A 26,727-nucleotide genomic window follows, 5' to 3' on the forward strand; every position below is an offset into this window, starting at 1 on the left:
AGGGTATAAAATGAGCATTGAAATTAAAGCACCTACTTTTCCAGAATCTGTAGCCGACGGAACCGTTGCTACTTGGTATAAGCAGCCAGGCGAAGCCTGTGCACGTGATGAGCATATTGTAGACATCGAGACAGACAAAGTTGTCTTGGAAGTTGTTGCACCTGCTGATGGTGTATTAAAGGAAGTTTTGAAAGCAGAAGGTGACGTTGTCCTTAGTGATGAAGTCTTAGCTGTATTTGAATCTGGTGCAACAGCTTCTGCTGCGCCGGCTGAGAAGGCGGCGGCACCTGTTGCTTCGGCTCCAGCAAAAGCGCAAGAATCTGTACAAATTAAAGCACCAACTTTCCCTGAATCTGTTGCAGAAGGTTCTGTTGCGGCTTGGCATAAACAGCCAGGTGAAGCATGTACTCGTGATGAGCATATTGTTGATATCGAGACAGATAAAGTTGTACTTGAAGTCGTTGCGCCTGCAGATGGTGTGATTGGCGATATTTTGAAAGCGGAAGGCGACACTGTCTTAAGTGATGAAGTGTTGGCAAACTTCCTAGTAGGTGCATCTGGCGCGACAGTAACACCAGAAGCTATTGCACCTGCTAGCGCTGCAGAAGAAAGTGACGAAGATGGTGTTGCCGGACCTGCTGCCCGTAAAGCATTGGCGGAAGCTGGCTTAACAGCAACTCAAGTAAAAGGTACTGGCAAAGGCGGTCGCATTACGAAAGAAGATGTTGATGCTGCAGTAAAAGCGAAACCAGCAGCTGCACCAGCTGTAAAAGCCACTGCACCAGCAGCTGCGATGCCAGCCTTGGGTGCAGATGGCCGCGTTGAAAAACGTGTGCCAATGACTCGTCTACGTGCAACGATTGCGAAGCGTCTTGTTGAAGCACAACAAACAGCGGCGATGTTAACCACGTACAACGAAGTTAACATGGGGCCGATCATGGAGATCCGTAAGAAATACAAAGATCAATTCATGAAGACTCACAATGGCACTAAGCTTGGTTTCATGTCTTTCTTTGTAAAAGCCGCCACAGAAGCACTTAAACGTTTCCCAGCAGTTAACGCTTCAATCGATGGTAATGACATGGTTTACCATGGTTACCAAGATATTGGTGTTGCTGTATCTACTGACCGTGGTTTGATGGTTCCAGTATTGCGCAATACAGAAGCAATGGGCTTGGCTGATATTGAGTCAACAATCATGGACTTCGCACTTCGTGGTCGTGATGGCAAGTTAGGTATGGATGACATGCAAGGTGGTACTTTCACTATTACTAATGGTGGTACTTTTGGTTCTTTGATGTCGACTCCTATCATCAACCCGCCTCAAACAGCAATCTTGGGTATGCATAAAATCCAAGAACGTCCAATGGCTGTAAATGGTCAGGTTGTTATCCAGCCAATGATGTACTTAGCGCTTTCTTATGATCACCGCATGATAGATGGTAAAGAAGCAGTGCAGTTCTTGGTAACAATTAAAGACTTGCTAGAAGATCCTGCACGTCTGTTACTTGAGATCTAAGTGCTTGAAATTTGAGTATTCGTACCAATAGTTAGGTATGAATTGATCCTGTGGCGATGTTTAAACAAAACATCGCTCAGTTTGACTGAAAAATATGGAACTTCTTATGTCTGATAAATTTGATGTTGTTGTAATTGGTGGTGGCCCTGGTGGTTATGTCGCTGCAATTCGTGCTGCTCAGCTAGGTTTGAAAACGGCATGTATTGAAAAATGGTTAGACAAAGATAACAAGCCTCGTTTAGGCGGTACTTGTTTGAATGTTGGTTGTATCCCATCTAAAGCTTTGTTGGATTCTTCTCATAAATATCATGACGCTAAAGAAGCTTACGGGGTGCATGGTATTTCTGTAGGCGATGTTGCAATGAACGTTGATACAATGGTTGATCGAAAAGATAAAATCGTTGATCAACTAACTAGTGGTATCACTGGCCTGTTTAAAGCAAATGGCGTTACTAGCCTTGAAGGTTTTGGTAAAGTTCTAGCCAACAAAAAGGTTGAGTTCACAGCGCACGATGGAACAGTTACTGTGATCGACGCTGAAAACGTTATTTTGGCAACAGGCTCTATTCCTGTGAACATTCCACCTGCGCCACGTACTGGTGACATCATCGTTGATAACGAAGGTGCATTGGATTTCCGTGAAGTACCTAAGCGCCTTGGCGTAATCGGTGCTGGTGTTATCGGTCTAGAACTTGGTTCTGTATGGTCTCGCCTTGGTTCTGAAGTTGTTGTGCTTGAAGCACAAGATTCTTTTCTAAGTGTTTGTGACCAAGACCTTGCTAAAGAAGCCGCTAAAATCTTCAAGAAACAGCATCTAGATGTACGTTTGGGCGCTCGTGTAACAGGTAGTCAAATTAATGGCGAAGAAGTAGAAGTGACTTACCTTGATGCAAAAGGCGAAGAGCAGAAGCAAACTTTCGACAAGCTTATTGTTGCGGTTGGTCGTAAGCCATTCACTCAAGGTTGTTTCTCTGACGACTCAGGCGTTAAGCTTGACGAGCGTGGCTTTGTATTCGTTGACGAACAATGCCGTACTTCTGTGCCAGGTGTTTACGCGATCGGTGATATCGTTCGTGGTCCAATGTTGGCACACAAAGCGTCTGAAGAAGGTGTTATGGTTGCAGACATCATTGCTGGTCACAAAGCACAAATGAACTACGACTGCATTCCTTCTGTTATTTATACACACCCAGAACTTGCTTGGGTAGGTAAGAGTGAGCAGGAACTTAAAGCGGAAGGCGTTAAATACAAAGTGGGTAAATTCCCATTTGCTGCGTCTGGTCGTGCTATGGCCGCTAATGATACAGATGGTTTCGTTAAAATCATTGCTTGTGAAGAAACAGATCGCATTTTAGGTTGCCATATTATTGGTGGTCATGCGGCTGATTTGATCGCACAAGCGGTAATCGCAATGGAATTTGGCTCTACAGCAGAAGATATCGCTTTGACTGTATTCGCTCACCCGACAGTAAGTGAAGCGGTACATGAAGCGGCATTGGCGGTCGACGGCCACGCAATCCACATTGCAAACCGTAAAAAACGTTAATAAAAATTAGATTTGCCGGCTTTTAGCCGGCATTTTCTGTCTTAATAGGCAGAACTTATGTCAACCATTCAGATGAGCGGAAGAATCAAATGAACTTACATGAATATCAGGCTAAACAGCTTTTTGCTGAATACGGTCTGCCAGTATCTACAGGATACGCAGTAGACACGCCGGAAGCGGCAGTCGAAGCGGCGAAAAAAATTGGTGGTGACAAATGGGTTGTTAAAGCTCAGGTTCACGCCGGTGGTCGCGGTAAAGCAGGCGGTGTAAAACTTGTTGATTCTTATGAAGAAGTAGCTGCATTTACAGAAAACTGGTTAGGTAAGAATCTAGTAACTTACCAAACTGACGAAAACGGTCAGCCAGTTGCTAAGATTCTTGTAGAATCTTGCACAGATATTGCGAATGAATTGTACCTAGGTGCGGTTGTTGATCGTTCTACTCGTAAAGTTGTCTTCATGGCCTCTACTGAAGGCGGTGTTGAAATCGAGAAAGTTGCTGAAGAAACTCCAGAGTTAATTCACAAAGCGATCATCGATCCTTTGGTTGGTGCTCAGCCTTACCAAGCTCGTGAAATGGCATTTAAAATGGGTCTTAACCCAGCTCAAATCAAGCAGTTCACTAAGATCTTCCTTGGTTTGTCTCAAATGTTCCATGACTACGATTTCGCACTTTTAGAAATTAACCCTCTTGTTATCACTGATGAAGGTAATCTTCACTGTTTAGATGGCAAGATCAACATTGACAGTAACGCTGTATACCGTCAGAAAAAAATGCAAGAGTTCCACGATCCATCTCAAGAAGATGAGCGTGAAGCACATGCTGCACAGTGGGAACTTAACTACGTAGCTCTTGATGGTAACGTTGGTTGCATGGTAAACGGTGCCGGCCTAGCAATGGGTACAATGGATATTGTAAACATTCATGGTGGCAAGCCAGCTAACTTCCTAGATGTTGGTGGTGGTGCGACTAAAGAGCGTGTTGCTGAAGCATTCAAAATCATCCTATCTGATGACAATGTTAAAGCCGTATTGGTTAACATTTTTGGTGGTATCGTTCGTTGTGACATGATCGCTGAAGGTATCATCGGTGCCGTTGAGCAAGTAGGTGTTAATGTACCTGTTGTTGTTCGTCTTGAAGGTACAAATGCTGAACTAGGTCGTGAAGTTCTTGCGAAATCTGACCTGGATATTATTGCTGCAGCAAGCTTGAAAGACGCCGCTGAGCAAGTTGTTAAAGCTGCGGAGGGCAAATAATAATGTCTGTCTTAATCAACAAAGATACTAAAGTAATTTGTCAGGGCTTCACTGGTGGTCAAGGTACTTTCCATTCTGAGCAAGCAATTGCATACGGAACAAAAATGGTTGGTGGTGTAACTCCAGGTAAAGGTGGTCAAACTCACCTAGGTCTTCCAGTATTCAATACTGTACAAGAAGCAGTTGAAACAACTGGTGCTGAAGCATCTGTTATCTACGTTCCAGCCCCTTTCGTTAAAGACTCTATTCTAGAAGCAGCGAACGCTGGTATCAAACTTATCGTTTGTATCACTGAAGGTGTTCCAACTCTAGACATGCTTGATTGTAAAGTGGCATGTGACGCGCTTGATGTTCGTCTAATTGGCCCTAACTGCCCAGGTGTTATCACACCGGGTGAATGTAAGATCGGTATCATGCCAGGCCACATCCACATGCCAGGTAAAGTAGGTATCGTATCTCGTTCTGGTACTTTGACTTATGAAGCCGTTAAGCAAACGACTGATGCTGGTTTCGGTCAATCTACTTGCGTAGGTATTGGTGGTGACCCAATCCCAGGTACTAACTTCATCGACGTATTGGAAATGTTCCAAAACGATCCTCAGACTGAAGCGATTGTTATGATCGGTGAAATCGGTGGTACCGCTGAAGAAGAAGCGGCTGCTTACATCAAAGCAAACGTTACTAAGCCTGTTGTATCTTACATTGCGGGTGTTACGGCTCCTGCTGGTAAGCGTATGGGTCACGCTGGTGCGATCATCTCTGGTGGTAAAGGTACAGCGGATGAGAAATTTGCAGCTCTAGAAGATGCGGGCGTGAAAACTGTGCGTTCTTTGGCTGACATCGGTGCAGGTCTTAAAGAAATCACTGGCTGGTAAGTCGTTTTAAATAAACGCTTATTAATAGCTAATAAAATCCCTGCCTCGGCGGGGATTTTTTTTGCATGAAAGATGCAGTCTTCTAAGTGAGTAAATATGAGTTGTCCGTTTTGCCATATGGATAATCGTTGTTCTGTCAGTGAAGAGGGGCCTTGTTGGTGTTTTACAATGATAATTCCTGATGGCATGCTTGAGCTCTTATCAGATCAAGATAAAGGTAAAACCTGTGTCTGTCAGGCTTGCATCGAGCGTTACAATGATGACGCAGATAAGTTTACGCGCCTTTATCGTGTAGACCTGAATTTAATGATAAGCAACGACAATTAAGAAAGGAAAATGAAGGTGGCAAGCGTATCAAAAAATAACTCTAAGTATGATATTGCTGTAATTGGAGCGGGTATTGTTGGTCTATCGACTGCTTGGCAATTATTACAGCGTTACCCAGACTACCGTATTGTAGTGATTGAGAAAGAAGGTGATGTCGGCTTACATCAGACTGGTCATAATTCTGGTGTTATACATGCGGGTGTTTATTATTCGCCAGGTAGTTTAAAAGCTAACTTTTGCCAAAGAGGAGCTGCTGCAACTAAAGCTTTTTGCCAAGAGCATAATATCGATTTTAATGAGTGTGGTAAGTTGTTGATTGCAACAAATGACGTCGAATATGAGCGAATGAATACTTTGTTCGAGCGGTGCCAAGAAAATAATTTAGAAGTACATAAACTGGACCAAACGCAATTAACTGAAAGGGAACCCAACGTAAAAGGTCTAGGTGCTTTATTTGTTCCATCTACAGGCATTGTCAACTATCGTGATATTTGTCAGAAGTTAGCCGAAATGTTCATGCAAAAAGGGGGAGAGATTCGACTTAGCAGTCAAGTGGTAGGGCTTGTGGAAACTCATGAACAAGTGATTATTACATTGACTAATGATGTTATTAGCTCATCGTATCTTGTCAGTTGTGGTGGGCTTATGGCGGACCGGTTAACCAAGATGTTAAATATCCCGACAGACTTTCAAATCATTCCCTTTCGTGGCGAATATTATCGGTTGCCTACCAAACATAATAAAATTGTAAACCATCTGATTTATCCAATTCCAGATCCAGATTTGCCTTTCTTAGGTGTTCATCTTACTCGTATGATTGACGGCTCCGTCACTGTTGGCCCAAATGCTGTGCAGGGATGGAAGCGAGAAGGCTATGGTTTAATAAATATTAGTCTACATGACATAGTTGAAATGATGCGCTTCTCAGGTTTTTGGAGGCTACTCAAAACATATTGGCGTACGGGACTAATTGAAACCAAAAATTCATGGTATAAACCCGGCTATCTGGCTCAAGTTAGAAAGTATTGTGATCAAATTAATTTGGATGACTTGCAGACTTATCCAGCTGGAATAAGGGCTCAAGCAGTTCTCCGTGACGGAACTTTAGTGCATGATTTTCTATTTGCTCGAAGTCTAAGAAGCTTGCATGTTTGTAATGCTCCTTCACCAGCAGCGACCAGTGCTTTTCCTATTGGTGAACATATCGTGCAAAAATTAGAACAACAGATAACATTGGAATAAAAAGAAAGATTATTCTAAAAAGGAAAAAGGAGCCGTTTGAGGCTCCTTTTGAATTAACACATACTAAATATAAAGGGGATTAAATTTAGAAGGTGTAAGTAGCATTGGCCATAAAGTTACGAGATGGTCCATAGAAGTTAAAGGTACTTGTTGCACCAACACGCGCATAGTACTTAGTATCAAACAGGTTGTTTACATTCAATGAAACCTTAAAGTTATCATTGATTTGCTTAGAAACAGCTGCATCTACGGTTGCGTAGCCCGCACCTTTCACAGTTCCGTCAGACGTTTCAAAATCGCTCACTGCTGTCAAGCCTGCGCCAACTGTCATGTTATTCAATACAGAGTCTTCTGGTGCTTCAAAGCGATATTTAGACCAAGCTGAGAAGTTGTGTTCTGGCATAAGCGAGAAGTAGCGGCTTGTGCTTCCTGAAAGCACTTCCGTTTGCATGTAAGTATAGCCTAATATTGTATCCCATTGACCAAATTGGCCGGCAAGTTCAGCCTCGAAACCACGAACTTGGTATTCACCAGTAGTTTCATAGTAGGTTTCACCTTCGACTTGCTCTGAGCGGTTTTTATCCGTTAATTGAAAAACGGTTAGACGGCTGTTAAGTAGGCCATTCAGATAGCTTCCTTTAATACCAAATTCAACCTGCTCGCCTTCACGAGGATCGATAAAATCTCCATTTACATCAACATTGTCTTGTGGTTTGAATACTTCTGAATAGCTGGCGTAAAGTGCTTGAGAGTCAGTTAAGTCGTATACAAGACCAGCGTAAGGTGTAATATGGGAACCAGAAGCCGTATCAGTCCCAGTATAAAGCTCGTAATTACTGACGCGTGCACCTGTGATTAACGCTAGATCTTCAATAGGGCGGAAAGTAAGCTTGCCATATACCGCTTGCTCTTGTTCAGATGTATCTGAATCAGTAGTACGTGAAACACTAAACAAGTCTTTAGTTAAAGTAGAGGAATCAAAGGAATAAATATTCCATGTGCCACTCGCTGATGAAATAATAGAGTTTTGAGTTGACTCTTCTTGCTTGTAGTCAACTCCCACAACGAATTCACTAACATTTCCCATCGTTTCAAAAGGCTGACTGTAGCTGGCATCAAAAGCTAAAGCCTGCTGATCAATGTCGCTGGCATATTCTGAGAATGAGGTGATATTGTTATCTGTGTTTACAGAACTACCGGTATAGGCGTAGTCAAAGTCTGAAGTGCGATCTGATATTCGTGCAGCGATACGACCACGTCCACCGTTATCGAATCGATGTGTTAAGTCAGCAAAGACATCTGTGCTTTCTGCATTAAACTCATTCCAATCAGCCCCGAAAAAAGTAGATGTGTCTAGATCTAACAAGGTGCCGTCAGCATAGCTTGGTAAGCCATTACTTGTATCTATATCCTTGGTTTGGTGTAGCAAGCCAACGGATAATTCAGTATCTTCATTTAAGTCGATTTCAATAGTAGCGTAAACGCTCTGACTAATATTTTCATTGTCTTCTATTTGATTCGCGGCATTAGATTGGTCTAACACCAAGCGTCCACGAACACTACCATCTTCATTAAGAGGACCAGATACATCGGTACCCAACTGGTATCTACCCCAGCTGCCTGCTCCAATGTTGACGGATGCTTGAGCATCTTCAGTACCACGTTTACGAACCAAGTTCATGATGCCACCCATTTCACTGGTACTGCTAAACAGACCGGATGGACCACGCATAATTTCTACACGGTCAAAAGCACTCAGCGAAGGAAGCGTACCTTGTTGACTACTTACAGGTGCTGATAGACCGTCGATTAATAAGTCATCATACTCGTAACCACGGGCAAAGATAGATGAACGCCCACTTTCATTGGATAGGGTAGTTAAACCAGGTGTCGTTTTAGTTATATCGTCAAGATATACCGCACCACGATCTTCAATATAGTCATTGGTAATGACAGTAATAGACTGTGGGATGTCTTTTAGTGCTGCTGGTGTTTTAGTGCCAACAGTTGCAGCTTCTACATTGTAGCCAGTCAATTCTTCACTAGAGGCGGCATCGTATAGAGCATTACCTTCAACGGTAAGTGTTTCTAAAGACGTTGCATTGGATACTTCTTCCGCTAGTAGAGTCTTAGGGAAAGGAGCCAATATAAGTGCAATGGATGCAATTTTTAGTGACTTTACTAGGATATCTTTCGTGCCTTGTTGAGCTGGCATTGTTTGACGATCTTGCATTTTTAGCCTCAATCATGTTTCAACGAAAAAATTCTCATTTATATATCGAAACACAAATGAGAATAAGTTGTATTTAATGTGTCTGAAACGTATTATTCCACAAACTTTATGCAAAGTTCTTATGCACTTTAATCAATCTTTTATGAGAACCGCTCAAATGTGAGACGAAAATGTGTTTTTTCGTCAAACCTGCAAATATTAGTTTCATTATCAGGGGTGCTATCATTCATGGAAAATTTAGACTTAGAGCATAACGCTAGATTCCTAAAGCGTTACAAACTAAACATTACTAAAGCAGATCTTGAAAACGCTTCTAGGTCAGCTCGTCATCCTTCTGCTTTGATGGACGGTATGATAATGACTGAAAAGCTAAAGTCTGGGATGACGTTTCATATGGTAGATGCGAAGGCTCTATATGAGTTTGGATTTGAGGCTGAATTTGCTCCCAACTTTAAAATTGCCTTATTGTTTTCCGGCGATATGCGTTTTCAATTTGGGCAAAAAAAGAAGTATATGGAAGAGAGGAAAAAAGTCGCTAAAGTAATGAATTTTAGTGAAGTAGAGACTTGTGCATTAAACGCAAGAGCAGAGGAGCACAGATCTGCTCTTTATCTTTCTGTTGAACCGGATTGGTTTGAAAAAAATGGCATCGAATCTCCTGAAATGAAGCAGAAGTTAAGTCAGCATCTTGCTCTAAAAGATTGGGCTTTACCTAATACGTTATGGTTACAGGGGCAGCAGCTGCTTAATCAGCATGACCAAAGCTACGTTAGCCGTATGGCTAGAGAAGGCTTTTCTTTATCACTAATGTCTTCTTGGCTTGAAACATTAGATCAAAAAGAGTCAGCTTATTTAAAACCTGAAAGTCGCCGTATGAATCAATTTAAGGAACTCATGAACAGTGATGAAGTACTAACTATGAGCTTAGGTGAAATTAGCAATTACCTTGGCATGAGCTCTGCTACTTTACAGCGTTATGCTCATGAGCACTTGAACATGAGTCTGACTCAATATCTCAGAAAGCGCCGATTGGACTTAGCAAAGTTCGCTTTACATCAAGACGGTGTTTCCATTATCGAAGCGGCTTTATTGGCGGGGTATAATCATTCAAGCAACTTCACGACGGCTTTCAAACGTCAATTTGGTGTTTCTCCAGCGGAATCTCATCGATTAATCATATAGGTAGGCTGTTTTTCTTTAGTCTTATGAAAGCATTATGAAAAAGAATGTTTTCACCTATTTTACTGATGGGTTTCAAGATAAAGTAAATACACTTTATAACCTGTGAGGAAAATACGATGGCACATGTGAAAGCTTCTTTTAGGGCTCGCCCGATACTGAATCTGCTAATGTTGAAGCGTAGCCTTGTGGTTGCTTTAATCTCGACTCAAATTACAGCTTGCGGAACTCTGCTTTATCCTGAACGAAGAGGGCAGACGACTGGTCAAATAGATGTTGGTGTTGCCGCTTTAAATGCTGTGGGGCTGTTGTTTTTTTTCGTACCTGGTGTTGTTGCATTTGGTGTCGATTTTATAACGGGAGCCATTTATTTACCCAGTGGTGGTGTGGCCAAGCTAACTCAAGATGAACTTGAAGTCGTTCGGAAAAACTCAAATGAGATCGATATAGATAAATTAAAAAACGTCATAGCGCAAAGAATGGATATATCACTTCCTAAAAGTGCTTATACGGAAACATGGCAAGCTTCTTCCATGAATTCCCCTCATGACCTACAAATCGCAATGCATTTATCTAAAGATCAAATTGCTCTTAAATAAAGTGAACTTCAAATCTTAGTTATTAATGATATTCTGATAATCAAATTAAGGGATAGCCACACTTTCTTTTTATGATGAAAAACATATAAATATTTTTTCATCATTTAATCTCTTATTTCTTGTTCGACTCTTGTATACAATTATCTTGTATCTATAAAAGCTTAAAGTTTTTAATAAATTGAAAGTTTTCAATGATTCAATGCTTTAAAACAGATGGAATAATCATGAATTATAAAAATAAAATTGTTCGTTTTACTTCAAATCGTGTTTGGCGTACTTACACTGGCGGCAAAATTCTAGATCAATTAGAACAGAAAGCAGACCCTCAAGATTCGCATTTCCCTGAAGATTGGATAGGCTCCACGACACAAGCTGTGAACTCTGGCAGAGAAGAGGTTGTTGAGGGGGTTTCTCACGCAATTGTTGGTGAGAAAAATGTTCGTTTCGATGAATTATTAGCGCTAGATCCTAACTACTTTTTAGGTGAAAAACATACCAAAGCATTCGATGTAAATCCGATGTTACTGGTTAAGTTTTTAGATTCTTCAGTGCGGTTACATTTTCAAGCCCACCCTACGGCTGAGTTTGCTCGAGAACACCTTAATAGTAATCATGGTAAAGCAGAAGGTTATTATATTTTAGCTGTGCGTGAAGACACGCCAGAGCCATATGTTTATGTGGGTTTCCAGCACCCGCCATCCCGTAGCGCTTTTAAAGAAATGATCGAAACTCAAAACATTAGCGCCATGGAAGATTGCTTTGAAAAAGTTGCAGTGAAACCTGGGGATTGCTTGTTTATTCCAGGTGGTTCACCGCATGCTATTGGCGAAGGAATTTTGATGGTAGAAATCATGGAGCCTTCCGATTGGGCGGTACGTTTTGAGTTCACTAAAGCGGGTTACACCATGCCTGAGGAAGCGCGTTTCATGAAGCGTGACCTTGAATTCTGTATGGATGTTTTTGATTTCACTCAGCTTTCCGTTGAAGAAGCGATTGATAAATTCTATCAAAAGCCAAAAGTCGAGCGTCACTATTCAGAAAGCGCTTTTCAAGAAAGCCTCATTGATGGAAAAGTGACGGATAAATTCAGAGTAAAAAAATCCACTATTACAGGAAGCGTTGATAAATCTGAAGGCGACTTTTACATAGGTATTGTGGTATCTGGTGAATGTCATCTTAAAATTGGTGACGAGGTGACTCGTCTTAAAAAGCTTGACCGATTCTTCTGCCCAGCCGGCGTGGACGTGGTTAACATCACAGCAGAATCAACCGTTGAAATTTTGGAGTGTTATCCTCCAGAAATCTAATGAAATGAATGACAGAGCTCTTTTTTACTGAGAGCTTTGTTATTATTGGATAGTAACTTTGAATTAACAGGATGTATTTTCTAAAAAAAAGGCGTGATGAATATATAGCATCACGCTTTTTTTTTATGATTTTTGCTTATTTATATTAGCTAAATGAATTTGGCATAAGTTTGCCTGGAAGCCATAATGCTATTTCTGGGAAGATGATGACCAGCAACAATATAAGCAACATAGGAAGCAGGATGATAGCCACTTGCTTCAATACACTGATGACATTCATTCCACCAATGGACGCTGAGATTAGAAGGCAGAGACCATAGGGTGGCGTGACTAGTCCAAAAGCTAATGAAATAATACCTATAATCGCAAAAACAATCGGAGATATATCTGCTTGTAACGCCACTGGTAATAAAACTGTTCCTAAAATAATGATTGTAGGAATGGCATCAATGAATAAACCAAAGAATAGAAATAAGAAGGCAATCACCAAAGCGGTTCCAAAACTGCTTAGATTCATATCTGTGATTAATTCAATAATCAGGCGCGGCACATTGTAATAAGCCAACAACCAACCAAAGATAGAAGCAGTACCAATTGCGAAAAGCGAAATGGATGCGAAACGACCTGTGTCATATAAAATCACACCGACTTCACGAGGCGTTACGGTTCTATAGACAACCATGCCTAAAAATAAAGAGTAAGCTGCGGCAATAATGGCGCTTTCTGTTGGAGTTACGATACCAGCAACAATACCGAAAATAACAAAAACAGGTGTGAGCATAGCCAGTGCGGCACCTTTAAAAGCTTTTATTGCTGAAGATAAAGTCGGCTTCATTGCGATAGGGTAGTTATACACTTTGGCGAAACCATATACTGTTGCCATTAATGCACAACCAATCATCAACCCAGGCACTGCGCCCGCTAGGAATAGAGCACCTACTGATACTTGCATGACGCCACCCCAAACAATCATCAAAATGCTTGGTGGAATAATAACGCCCATAACTGAAGAACAAGCTGTGATAGCTATGGCAAAGCGTCGGTCGTAGCCTTCTTTAATCATAGCTGGGATGAGGATTTTGCCACAGCCTGCGGCATCAGCAGTAGAGGAGCCAGAAATACCAGCGAATAACATTGAAACTGCTACGTTAACATGACCTAACCCACCTGGCATCCAACCAGTTAGCACCCTTGCTAGATCAATCAGTTTGTCGGTTATCTTTCCTGAATTCATCAAATTGGCAGCCAGTAAAAAGAAAGGCACAGCAAGTAGAATAAAGGAGTTATACGACTGAAACATACGGTCGATAATGATAAATGGTGTTAATCGGATATCGAGCGCCACAACGGGGATAGTTGCCAAACCTAATGCAAATGCAACAGGAACACGCAATATAACCAAAAGAATAAAGCCGCCTACTAATAAAGAGCAAGCGAGTCCAGTAGTAAGGATCATAGAGTAGCCCTTTTAGTAGAGAGATATTGAGCAAACGCTTCGTATAGACGGTATAAACAGAACACAGCCCATAATAATCCCGCGATTGGAATGGTGATGTGGGTCACAACAAGATTAGCGTTCATCATTACTGAGTGCTGGATTAAGCCAAATTTCGCATATTCAATACCGTACCAAGTGAATAGGACGCCAAAGAGGCCCACAAGGAGGAGAACCAATGCTTTTTGGAAGAATGATAGTAATGGATTGGCACTTTCAGGTATGACTTGAACATCAAAATGCGCACCATCCCAAACAGCAACTACAGAACCTATCATGACAACCCATACAAATATGAAGGTAGCGAGTTCTTCTGTCCAAAGATAAACAGGAATAATACCTGTGTAACGAGCCATAACTTGCATGGCGACAGGGATAATCAAGGCACCGACTAAGATCGCTAAAAGTACCCGCAAAAGGTTACATAGCGATTCTAAACTGCGTTTAATCATAAAAAAGCCTTTAAGATAAATTATGTTTAACTATAAAACATCCCTAAGGCCAATCACGGCCTCAGGGCTGTTAAACCAGAAAGTAACGCGATTGATTACCTGCTACGAATGGCTTCAAGTAATTCTGTTGCGCCAATGCTTTCTGCAAATTTATCTTGTACAGGTTTAACCATGACTAGCAATTTCTCACGGTTGGCAAATTCGGATACTTTGATCTGACCTGCATCTTCCATTTGCTTAAGTTTGATTGCGTCTTCACGGGACTCAAGTTCACGACCGTATGCACCTGCTTCTTTACCTGCTTTTTTGATGGCAGCTTGAAGATCAGCTGGTAATTTACGGAAGCTCTTACCACTAAATACAATAGGGCGTACTGTGATGGTATGGGCTGTTTTTGTTACATATGGTGCAACTTCATAAAACTTAAGGTTTTGGATGCTTGCCGCTTCGTTTTCAAGGCCGCTCACTACACCTGTTTGAATCGCGTTATAAACTTCGTTATAAGCAATTGCAGAAGGTGCTGCACCGATCGCATTAAAGATCTGAGCTTGAATTGGGGCGCCCATTACACGCATTTTATGGCCAGAGAGCTCTTTAGAGTTGCTGATTTTTTTACTGGAAATTAGGTTGCGAGTACCACCGCCAGCATAACCAACAATCACTATGTCGGCTTTATCAGAGAGCTCTTTTTCAAGAGGAGCGAGAATATTGCTGGATAAAACTTCATTCCAATGGTCGAGATCACGGAACAAGAATGGCATATCCATAAGAGGGATAGATGGTGCGAAGCGAGCCATGTTCGATGGCGCTAAGATGGTGTAGTCGATTGCAACACCTTGGTTCAAGAAAGTCACATAATCTTTCTCAACACCAAACTCACCGTTCAAACGCAAATCAAAGTCTACGTCACCTTTGTAATACTGGCTTACAAGGTCATCAAATTTAACCATCGTTTTTGTGAAGGTGTGATTGTCATCGAACATGCTGGCACCACGAAGTGTTACCGCATTAACAGGAGCGATTAGTGCTGCGAATGTAGCGCCAACCAAAGTAGCTTTCATGATTTCTTTAACATTAAATTTTATCATTTTTTTTTATCCTTATTATTATGATTGTGTTTTAAAGCAACAATTGTCATGCAATAGTACTTAAACACTCGGAGTTACTATATTGAAAACGAATCATGCTGTCTAGGTATGATTTTTTACATTTTGTTAATACATTTTCCTCTTGTTTTATATGTTGATAATGGTTCGCGTTTACAAAAAATAATTAACATTTTAGAAATTAATCCCTATCTGCTAATTATAATTTTCAAACAGTTTGACTTACTATTTGAAATTGGATTTTTAGTTTTTGTCAATATTTAAATCTGAACTGGATTAGAGCTAAATAAGTAACCATCAAAATTCGGTGACTGGTGCTCAGATAATAACAGCAAGGTATCTTTTACGTTTTCTAAATGCCGCCACATGGCATTACGTGCGGCATCCGGTTTTTTTTGTTGAATGGCTAATAAAATATCTTCATGATCCACGAGCCACTGCTTTCTGTATGTTTGATCTATTATGTGGCGGTGTAATTGTTTCCACATAGGGCTTTTTTCACGTCTTTCCCAGAGATTCTCTACTAAATCCACGAGTACGCTGTTTTGAGTCGCTTCGGCGATGGCAAGATGAAAAAGCTTATCAGCATCATGGTTGTTGTCTGTCTCTTCGATATTTTGTTTTTCTAGCTCTAATGCGTTACGCATTTTCATAATGTCTTTCTTAGTTGCTTGTGTTGCTGCAAACTCAGCCACATGACTTTCAAGCAGCTGTCTTGCTTGCATCATTTCAAAAGGCCCAACGTCATTCTTATCTACAGAAGACTCAAACTCTTTTTTTGGTAAGCTCTCCGTTGGTTGTTTGATTAAGTAGATGCCACTGCCTTTCCTAACTTCAACAAGTCCCATTAGTTCAAGCATGATTAAAGCTTCTCGAACGACAGCGCGGCTTACTCCCAAGTTTTCTGCGATATCTCGCTCAGGAGGTAGTTTGTCGCCAACGCTAAAGCGGCTATCACTGAGTTCCTCATACAGCTTCAACCCAATTTCTTGGTATAAGCGTTTTGGCTTAGTAAGTGTCTCTATCATTAATGTAATTCTGCTTATTGGTTCAATTGTGCGTTTAGTATGACTTCTAATCTAAGAGTATAAAGAAATTTGGTCAACCAATTTTTTATTTGGTTGACCAAAAAGGAACTTTGGTTCAATATATTGATCATTCTCAGAGTAGGAAGCGCTCTTACTTTAGTTCTTTTAGATCTGAAGCACTCCTCAAAATCAGTACCAGAAATTACATCTTAACTGGGCAATAAAGAGGCCATCATGAAGATAAAAACAATAAATACGTTGTATGCGCCAGAAAATATTGGAATTGGTATCGTACATATTGGCTTGGGTGCTTTTCATCGTGCTCATCAAGCGCTTTATGTCGAAAAAAACCTAAACCGTAACCTTGGTGGTGATTGGGGAATATGTGCCGTTAATATTCGTTCCAATAGACTGTTGGTTGACCAATTAAAAACACAAAGCTGTCGCTATCACATAGCTGAATATACAGACAGTCAGCATGCTGAGTTGAGAGAAGTTAACGCCATCAGAGACGCTTTATTTGCGGGAGAAGACAAAGACGCTTTATTTGAAAAGCTGTTATCACCTCATACCAAAATAGTGACTTTAACGGTCACCGAAAAAGGCTATTATGTCACGCCATCAGATAAAAAATTACGCTGTGATGACCCAAACATTCAGCATGATATGCAATCGCCAACTACACCGAAAACAGCGCCAGGTATTTTGGTGGAAGCCTTATTTCGTCGTAAAGCATTAGGCTTAGCGCCGTTTACTATTTTGTCTTGTGACAACATGCCAAATAACGGCGAAATAACACGTCAAGCCGTGTGCGAACTAGCGTCACTTCGATCCGAAGAATTTGCCAAATGGATTAAAGAAAACGTGGCGTTTCCTTGCTCTATGGTGGATAGAATTGTGCCCGCCATGACAGATGAATCACGAGCGCGGCTACAAGCTGAATTAGATTGTAACGATCCAAATGCTGTGATGTGTGAAGCCTTTAGCCAATGGGTAGTGGAAGATAACTTCCCATTAGGTCGACCAGATTGGGAGTTAGATGGTGTTCAAATGGTAAAAGATGTTCACCCATTTGAAACCATGAAACTGCGTTTGTTAAATGGAAGTCATTCTTTGCTGGCCTATGTTGGCTCCACAGCAAAACTAAGCACAGTTGCAGACGCAGCGGCAGACCCTAAACTGGTTGTTTTAATTCGCCATTATATGACTTTAGAGGCTGCACCTACGTTGAATATGCCAGAGGGCGTTGATATTCAGGCTTACATAGAGAATCTCATTCGACGCTTTTCAAACGATAGTTTACAGCATAAGTTGACGCAGATCGGTATGGACGGATCACAGAAAATTCCTCAGCGCTGGTTGCCCGTAGCTGAAAATAGATTGGCTTTGAATCAAGAAATATCGGCGATTGCATTAGGGGTTGCCGCTTGGCTTTTGTATGTTCGTGGGGAATCTGTAACAGGTCAAACACACATTGTTGATGATCCAATGTCGCAAACATTTAACGAGATTCATGCTCGTAATTCAGATCCAGAAAGCCTGATTCGAGAGATGCTGACATTAGAGAGCGTTTTCCCAGAAAGCCTCAGACAAGACGAAGGCTTCTTTCAATCCGTTTTGAACTCTTATTTAACATTGACAACAAAAGGTGTGGTTGACTGTTTGCAGTTCGATCAACCTGATACAGCACGTTTCGGAGAATAGAATGGAACATACTTGGCGTTGGTTCGGACCAAATGATGACACAACCTTAATAGACATTCGTCAATGTGGTGCAACAGGCGTTGTTACTGCGTTGCATGAAATTCCTAATGGCGATGTTTGGCCCATTGAAGCTATACAAGCACGTAAAACTATGGTCGAAAATCATGGCTTGCGATGGTCTGTGGTGGAGAGTGTCCCTGTACATGAAGACATTAAAAAACGCACAGGAAAGTATCTTGAATATATAGAGAACTACAAACAAACACTTGCGAATTTATCAGCCTGTGGCATAGACACTGTGTGTTACAACTTTATGCCTGTTTTGGATTGGACGCGTACGGATTTGGCTTATGAATTGCCGGATGGTTCCCGTGCACTTCGATTTGATCAAACCGCGTTTGCGGCGTTTGAACTCTACATTTTAGAACGCAAAGGCGCAGAGCTGGAATACAGTGATGCAGAAAAAGCCGAAGCAAAAACCTTCCTTGAAAACTTAAAAGAGGAAGATAAAAACCTCTTAGTTGCCAACATCATTGCAGGCTTACCCGGTGCAGAAGAGAGCTACACACTAGAGCAATTTCGTGAAAAATTAGCAGAATACGACCATATTGATCGAAACGAACTTCGTCAGAGCCTCAAATTCTTTTTAGAAGCGATTGTTCCTGTTGCAGAGCAGGGTAGATTGAAGCTCGCAATTCACCCAGATGATCCACCATGTCCTATTCTAGGTTTGCCGCGTATTGTATCAGTCAAAGACGATGTGCAATGGCTTTTGGATGCAGTACCAAGCTCATCAAACGGTATTACATTGTGTACGGGGTCTTACGGTGTGCGTGCTGATAATGACTTAGTCGACATGGTTGAACGCTTTGGTTCAAGTATCTTCTTTACTCATTTGAGATCTACAAAGCGAGAAGAAGTGGCTGGTAGCTTTCATGAAGCCTCTCACCTTGGAGGTGATGTAGACATGGTTGGCGTAGTGAGTGCGTTAATTAAAGAAGAGCAAAAGCGTAAAGGTAGTGATGCTTTTCACCTTATTCCAATGAGGCCTGATCATGGTCACCAAATCCTGAATGATTTGGCGAAAGACGCAAAACCTGGCTATTCGACATTAGGAAGAATGAAAGGGTTAGCAGAAGTTCGCGGCCTAGAAATGGGCTTAAAGAGCATGCTCACAGCGCCTAAATAAAAATGTTTTAGGGTAGGATGAATAAAAAATGCCTTCTGTCTCGCTGGGACAGAAGGCATTTTTTGTATGAGCTAGCTAGATGTATTGCTGCGCTTTATTGGATTGCCAGTTTGCTCCTATTGCTCGTAATGAGTTTGAGAAAATGTCTCGCTTTGATCAGAGCTGTTTGTAAGCGACTGTTGTGTTGAGTTTTTAAAGTTCTTTCTTATTGCACAAAAATACAAGCGGAACGCTTTCAGCCCTGACACAATAAGGAAAATTAATAAATGGAGGATGTTAGATGAAAGAGGCTTTTACCAGTGACAACATCGCGGGTGCGTCAGATTCTGTCATAGCAGCGATAATGGCTGCGAATCAGGGTGATACCATGCCTTATGGAAATGATGATTATACAGCGCAAGTGACGCGCATGTTTACTGAGCTTTTTGAATGTGATGTGGATGTCTTTTTGGTTTCCACAGGAACAGCGGCAAATGTATTAAGTTTAAGTGCGATGACACCGCCGTGGGGAAGTGTACTTTGTCACTCAGAAAGCCATATTTTGAATGATGAATGCTCAGCCCCTGAATTTTATACAGGTGGCGCCCGTTTGGTTGGGATTGGCGGTAAAGACGCGAAGATCGATCCTATTAAATTAAAAACGCTAGCTCACCAGAAAAAAGGTGATGTACATTCTTGTCAGCCTTCCTCTGTTAGCGTATCACAAGTGACAGAAGTCGGTAGTGTTTACACTTTACAAGAATTGAAAACCATTACAGCGATTGCAAAAGAGGCAGGCTTGCCTGTTCATATGGATGGCGCGCGTTTTGCCAATGCTTTGGTTGCTTTAGGTTGTACACCTGCTGAGATGACTTGGAAAGCGGGCGTGGATATTTTGTCTTTTGGTGCAACGAAAAATGGAGCCATGACAGCGGAAGCCATTGTTGTATTCAAAAAGCCTTTGGCGAAAGACCTGGGGCACCTTCGTAAACGTGGCGGACATTTGCATTCTAAGATGCGTTTATTGGCGTCACAAATGATTGCTTATTTGACGGATGAGCTGTGGCGTATTAATGCTGAGCATGCGAATGGCATGATGGCGCTTTTGCAGGATGGTTTGAAAGGTATTCCTGGTGTGAAAATTAATACACCAGCTCAAGCGAATATGCTCTTTTGTACTATGCCAACACCAATGATTGAGTACTTACTAGCAGAAGGTTATGCTTTTTACACTGGTCGTTGGGCCGAAGGTATGATTCGTCTAGTGACGTCTTTTCGTACGCCAAAAGAAGGTGTAGAAGCTTTTGTTGAGAGTGCAAGGTACTTTGCAGAGCAGGGCGCTTAAACTCGTTTAGACTAAGTTTTTTAAAATCAGTTGTATCTAAAAAAGAGCCAGTGAATATTAGATATTCACTGGCTCTTTTGGTTTTGCTTCGGCAGTAAAAGTGAAATGAGACTGGCGAAAAGTAGGAAAGCGCATGAAACCCATAAGCAGCTGATTAGACCGTATTCTTGGTAAATCCACCCTGAAAATAATGTTCCAATTAAACGCCCCATGGCATTGGCCATATAATAAAAGCCAACATCCATTGATACGCCATCTTTACTGGCGAACTGGACAATCAAGTAACTGTGGAGCGAGGAATTTACAGCAAAAACAGCGCCGAATACAACCAGTCCGCCTAGTAATATAACTTGTGGGTAGAATGACGATTGCAAGCCAATCGCAATACCTGGCGGTAAAATTGTCAATGCCAGTGCCCATAAAGTAACCACTTTGGCGCCAGGGACTTGCTTGCTGCGTTTTCCTGTTATGTGAGGTGCGAGACTCTGAACGATTCCGTAACCAATAACCCAAAGAGCAAGAAAACCGCCGACAGTCCAATGATCCCAGCCAAACTGACTGCTTAAGTAAACCGGTAGCGCGACCACAAACCAGACGTCTCTTGCGCCAAAAAGGAACATGCGCGCCGCAGAGAGAATATTGATTTCTTTGCTTTTAGAGAAAATTTCAGAAAACTTAGGTTTGCTTGTCGATTTGCCAAGGTCTTCTTTTAATTGCCAGATACTGAATGCCCACACTAAACCAAGGGCAAGCGTCACGATAAGAATGGCTTGATGGAAACCTACAGTGGTTAGCAGCAATCCACCGATAAAAAAACCAATGCCTTTTAAAGCGTTTTTTGAGCCAGTTAATACTGCAACCCATTGATAAAGTTGGCCACTTTCACCTTTTGGTACCAATACTTTAATAGAACTTTTAGCGCTCATCTTATTTAAGTCTTTGGCGATGCCTGATAAAGCTTGTGCTGCCATAACCCAAATAACTGTTAGCCATGAATCAGGCACCAAGAGCATAGAAAGAGCAAGAATTTGCATGCCAAGGCCTATGTTCATGGTGCGGTTTAATCCCCATTTAGCGCCAAGCCATCCGCCTAACAAATTGGTCACGACACCAAAGGCTTCATAAAAAACAAAGAGTAGGGCGATCTCTAATGCGCCATAGCCTAACCCATAGAAATACAAAACAACCAACATGCGCAATGCGCCATCGGTTAGGGTAAAGCACCAATAGTTACCAGTTACGATAAGGTACTGGCGAACACTTTGAGAAAGTTGTGAAAGCATAGTCTCGTTTTTAGCTTTGGGTTATGGGATAAAACGGCCTTGCGGCGATTTTAAATGGTGTTTTTTTTTAGGTAGCTTATTTGTCTAAGCGTCCTACTTTTCGCATTAACTCAGCAGTACGATTTGCATAGCCCCACTCATTGTCATACCACACATACAGTTTTACTTGTGTACCATTGATAACCATGGTGCTTGGTGCATCGATAATGCTAGAGCGAGGGTCGGTTTTGTAATCTATAGAAACCAACGGGCGTTCTTCATAACCAAGAATGTCTTTTAATTCGCCTTTGCTGGCATCTTGAAGCAGTTTGTTGATTTCAGCTTTTGTTGTGGTGCGATCCATTTCAAAAACACAGTCTGTCAGAGAGGCGTTGGTTAATGGAATGCGAACAGCGTGACCGTTAAGCTTGCCTTTGAGTTCTGGGAAAATGTGTGTGATAGCGGTTGCAGAACCCGTTGTCGTTGGAATTAAACTACTGCCACAAGCACGTGCACGACGTAGATCTTGATGTGGTGCATCGATGATAGTTTGTGTGTTTGTAATGTCGTGAATTGTGGTCATGGAGCCGTGTTTGATGCCGATGGATTCATGTAGAACTTTAACCACAGGTGCTAGGCAGTTGGTTGTACAAGATGCTGCGGTCACTATTGGGTGTTGCTGTGGGTCGTAGTCTTTGTCGTTGACGCCCATTACGACGTTTAAAACGCCATCTTCTTTGACAGGAGCGGTAACAACAACACGTTTTACACCTTGGTCAAGGTAAGCTTGTAACAGTGTCTTTGTCTTCATGGCACCTGTTGCTTCAATAACAACATCACATTCTGACCAATCTGTTGCAGCAATATCTCGATTGCTTGTGCATTTGATTTCTTTTCCATTGATTAGAATGCTATCGCCTTCGCTGGTGGCATTGTGGTGCCAACGGCCATGAACTGAGTCGAAATTAACAAGATGAGCCAATGTTGCAGCGTTACCTGCAAGATCGTTGATTTGGACAAACTCGACATCGTCCCAATCAAAAGCGGCGCGAAAAGAAAGTCGGCCCATGCGGCCAAATCCGTTGATTCCTACTTTAATGGTCATTTTTAAATCCTGATTGTATTGAGTGTTTGAAAGGTTAGGTTGCTATTCATTAACAGTATTCGTTTAAACGCTCTGGGCGGTTTTCCATGCTTTTAAGCTTTTCGGTGTTGGTTTTTAGCCATTCTTTCTGACTGTTTAGTATTGTTTGCAAAATTTTTGTCGCCCATTCTGGAAGACCTGGATTTAACCTATAAAACACCTACTGCCCTTTGCGTCTGTCGTTTTATAACCCGTTCTTACGTAACTGAGCAAGATGACGAGAAATCTTTGGCTGTGTTTCATTGAGTGCTTCCATAAGCTCACAAACACATAGCTCAGTGAATTGTTTAATTAATAAAAGACAGCGGAGTCTTGTGTCGTCAGCTAATGCTTTAAAAAATAAACTTGGGTCCATTTCGATTGCTTTTTTCTTTCATGTATTCTTAGAAGGAGAGTATATGGGTTTTTGTATATATGTAAAATCGTATGTTTGTGTTTGGTCGATATTTAATTTAATTGTCATAATTGCTTGTCGTGTAGCCAAAGCGAAAAAGGTGACTCATTCAATGGTCACCTTTTAATAGCATCACTTGATAACAGTTTTGTGAGAAAACAGAAATTAGCGCAGAATTAATAGTGGAGTATTGCTTTCTATGATCATTTTACTGGTATTGCTGCCAACAAAAAACTGTCTTACTTTTGAGTGTGCGTAAGCGCTCATAACCATTAATTCGATGCTGTGCTCATTGCGATATTGGGTAAGAACAGGGTAGATTTTGCCTGACTGAATGCTTGAGGTTACTTGGAAACCTTCTTCTTCAAGGATGTTTTGAGCTTCTTCCAGTTTGGCGCGTCTTTCTTTTGTGTTTTCTCCTGCCATGACCAAGTGACAAGGTAAGCCCAATAAAAGAGGGCTTTGCGCAATTCTGGCGATAGCGTTATCTGCGGCTTCTCGCCCATCATAGGCAATCATAAAGTTTTTAGGTGTTTCGAATTTACCGATACTAATAAGAATAGGTTTGTGAGAGGTGCGGGCGACTTGTTCTATGTGTGAACCGATCGTATGAGCGTCCATGGCATGATTCGTACCAAGGCGACCGAGCACAATAAGACGAGTTTCTTCTTCCAGATCGGCAAGTGTTTCGACGAGGTTGCCGTGACGTTGTAGTAATTCTATTTGTTTTGCGCCAGCTTTTAAGGCGAATGCCTTAGCGTTTTCTAGGATGAGTTTACCGTGTTCAAGAGCGAGTTTCGCCCGTTGAGCATCTAATGTAATAAGTTCGTCCAAGAGATGCTCTCGGCTCCCAAAACCTATCGTACCAGATAGGTCTTCATCGGTTCTGGGAGGTTCCTTTTCTAAGGAGTGCAACAATGTTAGCGGACAAGTCATTTGTTTCGCAGCCCATACAGAGGCTGTTGTGATGTTTTCTGATAAAGCAGAACCATCGATACAAGCTATTATATTTGTCATTGCTGTACTCCTTATCTCATGATTACAAAAGAAGAAGGAGGGTGTGATTTTCAGCGGTTAGTTTTTAGTGGCCGCCCATCACTTTTTCTACTTCTTCTGGATTGTTATGAACACCAAATTTATCAACGACTGTTGCGCTGGCTTCATTTAATCCTACGACTTCTACCTCGGCACCTTCGCGGCGGAATTTAATCACAACCTTATCTAGAGCAGATACAGATGTAATGTCCCAGAAGTGCGCATCGGATAAATCGATCGTAACCTTTTCAATCGCTTCTTTAAAATCAAAAGAGCCATTAAATTGATCTGACGACGCAAAAAAGACTTGTCCGATAACTTTATAGGTACGGTGGTTCGTATTTTCATTTTTGTCGCTTTTAATCACCATGAAGCGGCCAATCTTATTAGCAAAAAACAGAGAGGCTAACAACACACCAACAAATACGCCCAAAGCAAGGTTGTGTGTAGCGACAACAATAGAAACGGTAGCCAACATAACTATATTAGTCGACAGAGGGTGTTTCTTCAGGTTAATAATGGATTCCCAAGAAAAAGTACCAATTGATACCATTATCATGACTGCAACAAGCGCCGCCATTGGGATTTGGCCAATAAGGTCGTCAAGAAACACCACCATGATCAATAGCAAGAAACCGGCGATGAAAGTTGATAGTCGTCCGCGACCACCGGATTTTACGTTGATCACAGATTGACCAATCATGGCACAACCAGCCATCCCACCGAATAAACTAGAACCAATGTTTGCAATGCCTTGACCTTTGCATTCGCGGTTTTTATCACTCGTTGTATCCGTGAACTCGTCTACTATCGTGGCTGTCATCATGGATTCCAGCAAGCCAACAAGCGCAAGGCCGATGGAGTAAGGCAGGATAATCATTAATGTTTCCAGTGTTAATGGAACATCCGGCCATAGAAAAATAGGCAGAGTATCTGGAAGCTCGCCCATATCCGATACGGTTCGGATATCTAAGCCATACGTCATAGCGAACGCCGTTAAAACAACAATACAAACTAACGGAGAAGGAAGGGCTTTACCAATTACAGGCAGTAAGGGGAAAAGGTAAATGATACCAAGACCGGCAGCCGTCATTGCGTAAACATGCCAAGTAACGTCGGTTAATTCTGGTAGCTGGGCCATAAATATCAGAATGGCTAAGGCATTTACAAACCCTGTTACAACAGACCGAGACACAAAACGCATTAAAGAACCTAACTTTAAGTATCCCGCAAAAATCTGGATGCCCCCGGTTAATAGGCTAGCTGCAAGCAAATACTCTAAACCATGCTCTTTTACCAATGTCACCATCAACAACGCCATGGCGCCAGTGGCGGCGGAAATCATTCCAGGTCGACCACCAACAAAAGAGATGATTACAGCAATACAAAATGATGCATATAAGCCAACTTTTGGGTCCACGCCCGCAATAATAGAAAAGGCGATTGCTTCTGGTATGAGGGCAAGAGCAACAACAGTACCAGCGAGGGAGTCGCCTTTTATGTTCGAGAACCAATCTCGTTTTATTGAGTCGATCATTTATTACCTTCTATTTTGTAGGAGTATTTAGCTTCTTTATAGAGAGAAGCTTCGAATTAATGTTGAAGTTAATGCGGTGCCAGTTACACAACATACAAGGATAAAGGTATGACTGTATAAAGCAGGCAGAACAAAGGGTAGAGCGCTAATTAATTTATTAGCAAAACATTGAAAAAAAACCCTGAGTTTGAGGAGCATTTAGAATGCGGCGATTATAAAGATTTAGGATATTGATGGCAACGGCAAAGGTCTTTGAACTATCTAGTTTACGAACTGAAACAAATTAGAGGTATTACTGTACCAAGGTACAATAGCGACTTGTATTTGATTCCACTATCCTGCAATTAATTAAAAATTTATTACGTCTTATCAAGAGTCTAGGAGATTCACCATGAGCGACAATCAAAATACATTTTCAACATTAGGCGACCCTATTGGTATCGTGACTAAATTAAGTGGGTCAGTCACTGTTCAATCTATTGATGGTCAAACACGAGAACTCCAGATTGGCGACCAAATTTACTTTGCTGAAACCATTATCACTGGGACAAACGCTAGCGTTACGATTGCTCTTGTTGATGGCGCAGAAGTCGTGATTGGCGGTGATTCAATCGTTGAAATTAACGAAGAAGTATATAACCCAGGCAGTAATGAAGAGTTAGTTGAAGATGCTACGGCTGAGGTTGAGGCCCTACAAGCTGCGATCTTAGCGGGTGATGACCCGACTCTAGTGCAAGAAGCTCCTGCAGCAGGCGAAGTTTTAGATGAGCAAAATCGTGTAGATGTCTCTATAGAAAGAAATGGCGATATCGATTCATTACCTGTTTATGGTTATGACACTGATGCTGTTGAAAGTGTCAATGTAGTCGCTTCATTTGATGATACTGATACTGATACTGATACTGATACTGATACTGATACTGATACTGATACTGATACTGATACTGATACTGATACTGATACTGATACTGATA

The 26,727-nt window shown here is 41.7% G+C and carries 24 protein-coding genes; 13 read left to right on the forward strand and 11 right to left on the reverse strand.

Annotated elements, in window-relative coordinates:
* The first annotated feature begins 10 nt into the window (after positions 1–10).
* From odhB to lhgO, 6 genes are all read left to right on the forward strand, one after another.
* The gene (gene odhB / locus ABFY09_RS08575; protein ID WP_347983897.1) at positions 11–1,519 is read left to right on the forward strand and encodes a 2-oxoglutarate dehydrogenase complex dihydrolipoyllysine-residue succinyltransferase; all 1,509 of its coding nucleotides are present in this window, start codon (positions 11–13) and stop codon (positions 1,517–1,519) included.
* A 106-nt stretch (positions 1,520–1,625) separates the two neighbouring features.
* Positions 1,626–3,065, forward strand: coding sequence for a dihydrolipoyl dehydrogenase (lpdA, locus tag ABFY09_RS08580; protein WP_347983898.1), 1,440 nt, complete (start codon positions 1,626–1,628; stop codon positions 3,063–3,065).
* A gap of 89 nt (positions 3,066–3,154) precedes the next feature.
* On the forward strand, positions 3,155–4,321 hold the full coding sequence (sucC, locus tag ABFY09_RS08585; RefSeq protein ID WP_317003466.1) for an ADP-forming succinate--CoA ligase subunit beta: 1,167 nt from the start codon (positions 3,155–3,157) through the stop codon (positions 4,319–4,321).
* Positions 4,322–4,323: 2 nt separating this feature from the next.
* Positions 4,324–5,196 (forward strand): succinate--CoA ligase subunit alpha, encoded by an 873-nt coding sequence (gene sucD / locus ABFY09_RS08590; RefSeq protein ID WP_347983899.1) that lies wholly within the window; start codon positions 4,324–4,326, stop codon positions 5,194–5,196.
* Positions 5,197–5,292: 96 nt separating this feature from the next.
* A complete protein-coding gene (locus tag ABFY09_RS08595; RefSeq protein ID WP_347983900.1) occupies positions 5,293–5,523 on the forward strand; it encodes a cysteine-rich CWC family protein in 231 nt (76 codons plus the stop codon).
* Between the two features lie 15 nt (positions 5,524–5,538).
* Complete coding sequence (gene lhgO, locus ABFY09_RS08600) at positions 5,539–6,765, forward strand: L-2-hydroxyglutarate oxidase (RefSeq protein WP_347983901.1); 1,227 nt, start codon at positions 5,539–5,541, stop codon at positions 6,763–6,765.
* 85 nt (positions 6,766–6,850) lie between these two features.
* Here lhgO and ABFY09_RS08605 read toward each other — a convergent pair whose 3' ends face one another.
* Positions 6,851–8,998, reverse strand: a complete 2,148-nt coding sequence (locus ABFY09_RS08605) for a TonB-dependent siderophore receptor (protein WP_347983902.1) — start codon at positions 8,996–8,998, stop codon at positions 6,851–6,853.
* Between the two features lie 228 nt (positions 8,999–9,226).
* On the opposite strand from ABFY09_RS08605, the gene ABFY09_RS08610 reads away from it, so the two are divergent.
* From ABFY09_RS08610 to ABFY09_RS08620, 3 genes are all read left to right on the forward strand, one after another.
* Positions 9,227–10,180, forward strand: coding sequence for a helix-turn-helix transcriptional regulator (locus ABFY09_RS08610; RefSeq protein WP_347983903.1), 954 nt, complete (start codon positions 9,227–9,229; stop codon positions 10,178–10,180).
* Positions 10,181–10,296: 116 nt separating this feature from the next.
* Positions 10,297–10,776: a hypothetical protein gene (locus tag ABFY09_RS08615; RefSeq protein ID WP_347983904.1), complete on the forward strand. Its 480-nt coding sequence runs from the start codon at positions 10,297–10,299 to the stop codon at positions 10,774–10,776.
* A gap of 224 nt (positions 10,777–11,000) precedes the next feature.
* Positions 11,001–12,083, forward strand: a complete 1,083-nt coding sequence (locus tag ABFY09_RS08620) for a class I mannose-6-phosphate isomerase (RefSeq protein ID WP_347983905.1) — start codon at positions 11,001–11,003, stop codon at positions 12,081–12,083.
* Between the two features lie 145 nt (positions 12,084–12,228).
* Here the strand turns inward: ABFY09_RS08620 and ABFY09_RS08625 are convergent, their stop codons facing one another.
* The 4 genes from ABFY09_RS08625 to ABFY09_RS08640 form a co-directional block, all read right to left on the reverse strand.
* Complete coding sequence (locus ABFY09_RS08625) at positions 12,229–13,539, reverse strand: TRAP transporter large permease (protein ID WP_347983906.1); 1,311 nt, start codon at positions 13,537–13,539, stop codon at positions 12,229–12,231.
* A complete protein-coding gene (locus tag ABFY09_RS08630; protein ID WP_347983907.1) occupies positions 13,536–13,994 on the reverse strand; it encodes a TRAP transporter small permease in 459 nt (152 codons plus the stop codon). Before ABFY09_RS08630 ends, ABFY09_RS08625 begins: the two co-directional genes overlap by 4 nt.
* A gap of 131 nt (positions 13,995–14,125) precedes the next feature.
* The gene (locus ABFY09_RS08635; RefSeq protein WP_347983908.1) at positions 14,126–15,118 is read right to left on the reverse strand and encodes a TRAP transporter substrate-binding protein; all 993 of its coding nucleotides are present in this window, start codon (positions 15,116–15,118) and stop codon (positions 14,126–14,128) included.
* Between the two features lie 278 nt (positions 15,119–15,396).
* On the reverse strand, positions 15,397–16,164 hold the full coding sequence (locus tag ABFY09_RS08640; RefSeq protein WP_347983909.1) for an FCD domain-containing protein: 768 nt from the start codon (positions 16,162–16,164) through the stop codon (positions 15,397–15,399).
* Between the two features lie 234 nt (positions 16,165–16,398).
* Here ABFY09_RS08640 and ABFY09_RS08645 point away from each other — a divergent pair, with 234 nt between their 5' ends.
* The 3 genes from ABFY09_RS08645 (at position 16,399) to ABFY09_RS08655 (ending at position 20,381) form a co-directional block, all read left to right on the forward strand.
* On the forward strand, positions 16,399–17,868 hold the full coding sequence (locus ABFY09_RS08645; protein ID WP_347983910.1) for a mannitol dehydrogenase family protein: 1,470 nt from the start codon (positions 16,399–16,401) through the stop codon (positions 17,866–17,868).
* Position 17,869: 1 nt separating this feature from the next.
* Entirely contained in the window at positions 17,870–19,057 is a 1,188-nt protein-coding gene (uxuA, locus tag ABFY09_RS08650) for a mannonate dehydratase (RefSeq protein ID WP_347983911.1), read from the forward strand.
* Positions 19,058–19,337: 280 nt separating this feature from the next.
* A complete protein-coding gene (locus ABFY09_RS08655; protein ID WP_347983912.1) occupies positions 19,338–20,381 on the forward strand; it encodes a low specificity L-threonine aldolase in 1,044 nt (347 codons plus the stop codon).
* Positions 20,382–20,446: 65 nt separating this feature from the next.
* Here ABFY09_RS08655 and arsJ read toward each other — a convergent pair whose 3' ends face one another.
* The 6 genes from arsJ to ABFY09_RS08685 form a co-directional block, all read right to left on the reverse strand.
* Positions 20,447–21,664, reverse strand: a complete 1,218-nt coding sequence (gene arsJ / locus ABFY09_RS08660) for an organoarsenical effux MFS transporter ArsJ (RefSeq protein WP_347983913.1) — start codon at positions 21,662–21,664, stop codon at positions 20,447–20,449.
* A gap of 76 nt (positions 21,665–21,740) precedes the next feature.
* Positions 21,741–22,748: an ArsJ-associated glyceraldehyde-3-phosphate dehydrogenase gene (locus ABFY09_RS08665; protein ID WP_347983914.1), complete on the reverse strand. Its 1,008-nt coding sequence runs from the start codon at positions 22,746–22,748 to the stop codon at positions 21,741–21,743.
* Between the two features lie 49 nt (positions 22,749–22,797).
* On the reverse strand, positions 22,798–22,947 hold the full coding sequence (locus ABFY09_RS08670) for a hypothetical protein (RefSeq protein ID WP_347983915.1): 150 nt from the start codon (positions 22,945–22,947) through the stop codon (positions 22,798–22,800).
* 24 nt (positions 22,948–22,971) lie between these two features.
* Entirely contained in the window at positions 22,972–23,142 is a 171-nt protein-coding gene (locus tag ABFY09_RS08675; protein ID WP_347983916.1) for a metalloregulator ArsR/SmtB family transcription factor, read from the reverse strand.
* A gap of 204 nt (positions 23,143–23,346) precedes the next feature.
* Positions 23,347–24,198 (reverse strand): universal stress protein, encoded by an 852-nt coding sequence (locus tag ABFY09_RS08680; RefSeq protein ID WP_347983917.1) that lies wholly within the window; start codon positions 24,196–24,198, stop codon positions 23,347–23,349.
* A gap of 64 nt (positions 24,199–24,262) precedes the next feature.
* Entirely contained in the window at positions 24,263–25,753 is a 1,491-nt protein-coding gene (locus tag ABFY09_RS08685; protein WP_347983918.1) for a SulP family inorganic anion transporter, read from the reverse strand.
* Positions 25,754–26,144: 391 nt separating this feature from the next.
* On the opposite strand from ABFY09_RS08685, the gene ABFY09_RS08690 reads away from it, so the two are divergent.
* Positions 26,145–26,727: retention module-containing protein (locus ABFY09_RS08690; protein WP_347983919.1), on the forward strand; the 583-nt coding region annotated here is incomplete at its 3' end.

This window comes from Marinomonas sp. 5E14-1, from assembly GCF_039939215.1.
In the GTDB taxonomy this organism is placed as follows: domain Bacteria; phylum Pseudomonadota; class Gammaproteobacteria; order Pseudomonadales; family Marinomonadaceae; genus Marinomonas.

What these genes read in the sequence shown, in the direction of transcription:
- odhB (WP_347983897.1), top strand. Translation starts at nt 11, where the DNA reads ATGAGCATTGAAATTAAAGCACCTACTTTTCCAGAATCTGTAGCCGAC.
- lpdA (WP_347983898.1), top strand. Translation starts at nt 1,626, where the DNA reads ATGTCTGATAAATTTGATGTTGTTGTAATTGGTGGTGGCCCTGGTGGT.
- sucC (WP_317003466.1), top strand. Translation starts at nt 3,155, where the DNA reads ATGAACTTACATGAATATCAGGCTAAACAGCTTTTTGCTGAATACGGT.
- sucD (WP_347983899.1), top strand. Translation starts at nt 4,324, where the DNA reads ATGTCTGTCTTAATCAACAAAGATACTAAAGTAATTTGTCAGGGCTTC.
- ABFY09_RS08595 (WP_347983900.1), top strand. Translation starts at nt 5,293, where the DNA reads ATGAGTTGTCCGTTTTGCCATATGGATAATCGTTGTTCTGTCAGTGAA.
- ABFY09_RS08605 (WP_347983902.1), bottom strand. Translation starts at nt 8,998, where the DNA reads ATGCAAGATCGTCAAACAATGCCAGCTCAACAAGGCACGAAAGATATC.
- ABFY09_RS08610 (WP_347983903.1), top strand. Translation starts at nt 9,227, where the DNA reads ATGGAAAATTTAGACTTAGAGCATAACGCTAGATTCCTAAAGCGTTAC.
- ABFY09_RS08615 (WP_347983904.1), top strand. Translation starts at nt 10,297, where the DNA reads ATGGCACATGTGAAAGCTTCTTTTAGGGCTCGCCCGATACTGAATCTG.
- ABFY09_RS08620 (WP_347983905.1), top strand. Translation starts at nt 11,001, where the DNA reads ATGAATTATAAAAATAAAATTGTTCGTTTTACTTCAAATCGTGTTTGG.
- ABFY09_RS08625 (WP_347983906.1), bottom strand. Translation starts at nt 13,539, where the DNA reads ATGATCCTTACTACTGGACTCGCTTGCTCTTTATTAGTAGGCGGCTTT.
- ABFY09_RS08635 (WP_347983908.1), bottom strand. Translation starts at nt 15,118, where the DNA reads ATGATAAAATTTAATGTTAAAGAAATCATGAAAGCTACTTTGGTTGGC.
- ABFY09_RS08640 (WP_347983909.1), bottom strand. Translation starts at nt 16,164, where the DNA reads ATGATAGAGACACTTACTAAGCCAAAACGCTTATACCAAGAAATTGGG.
- ABFY09_RS08645 (WP_347983910.1), top strand. Translation starts at nt 16,399, where the DNA reads ATGAAGATAAAAACAATAAATACGTTGTATGCGCCAGAAAATATTGGA.
- uxuA (WP_347983911.1), top strand. Translation starts at nt 17,870, where the DNA reads ATGGAACATACTTGGCGTTGGTTCGGACCAAATGATGACACAACCTTA.
- ABFY09_RS08655 (WP_347983912.1), top strand. Translation starts at nt 19,338, where the DNA reads ATGAAAGAGGCTTTTACCAGTGACAACATCGCGGGTGCGTCAGATTCT.
- arsJ (WP_347983913.1), bottom strand. Translation starts at nt 21,664, where the DNA reads ATGCTTTCACAACTTTCTCAAAGTGTTCGCCAGTACCTTATCGTAACT.
- ABFY09_RS08665 (WP_347983914.1), bottom strand. Translation starts at nt 22,748, where the DNA reads ATGACCATTAAAGTAGGAATCAACGGATTTGGCCGCATGGGCCGACTT.
- ABFY09_RS08675 (WP_347983916.1), bottom strand. Translation starts at nt 23,142, where the DNA reads ATGGACCCAAGTTTATTTTTTAAAGCATTAGCTGACGACACAAGACTC.
- ABFY09_RS08680 (WP_347983917.1), bottom strand. Translation starts at nt 24,198, where the DNA reads ATGACAAATATAATAGCTTGTATCGATGGTTCTGCTTTATCAGAAAAC.
- ABFY09_RS08685 (WP_347983918.1), bottom strand. Translation starts at nt 25,753, where the DNA reads ATGATCGACTCAATAAAACGAGATTGGTTCTCGAACATAAAAGGCGAC.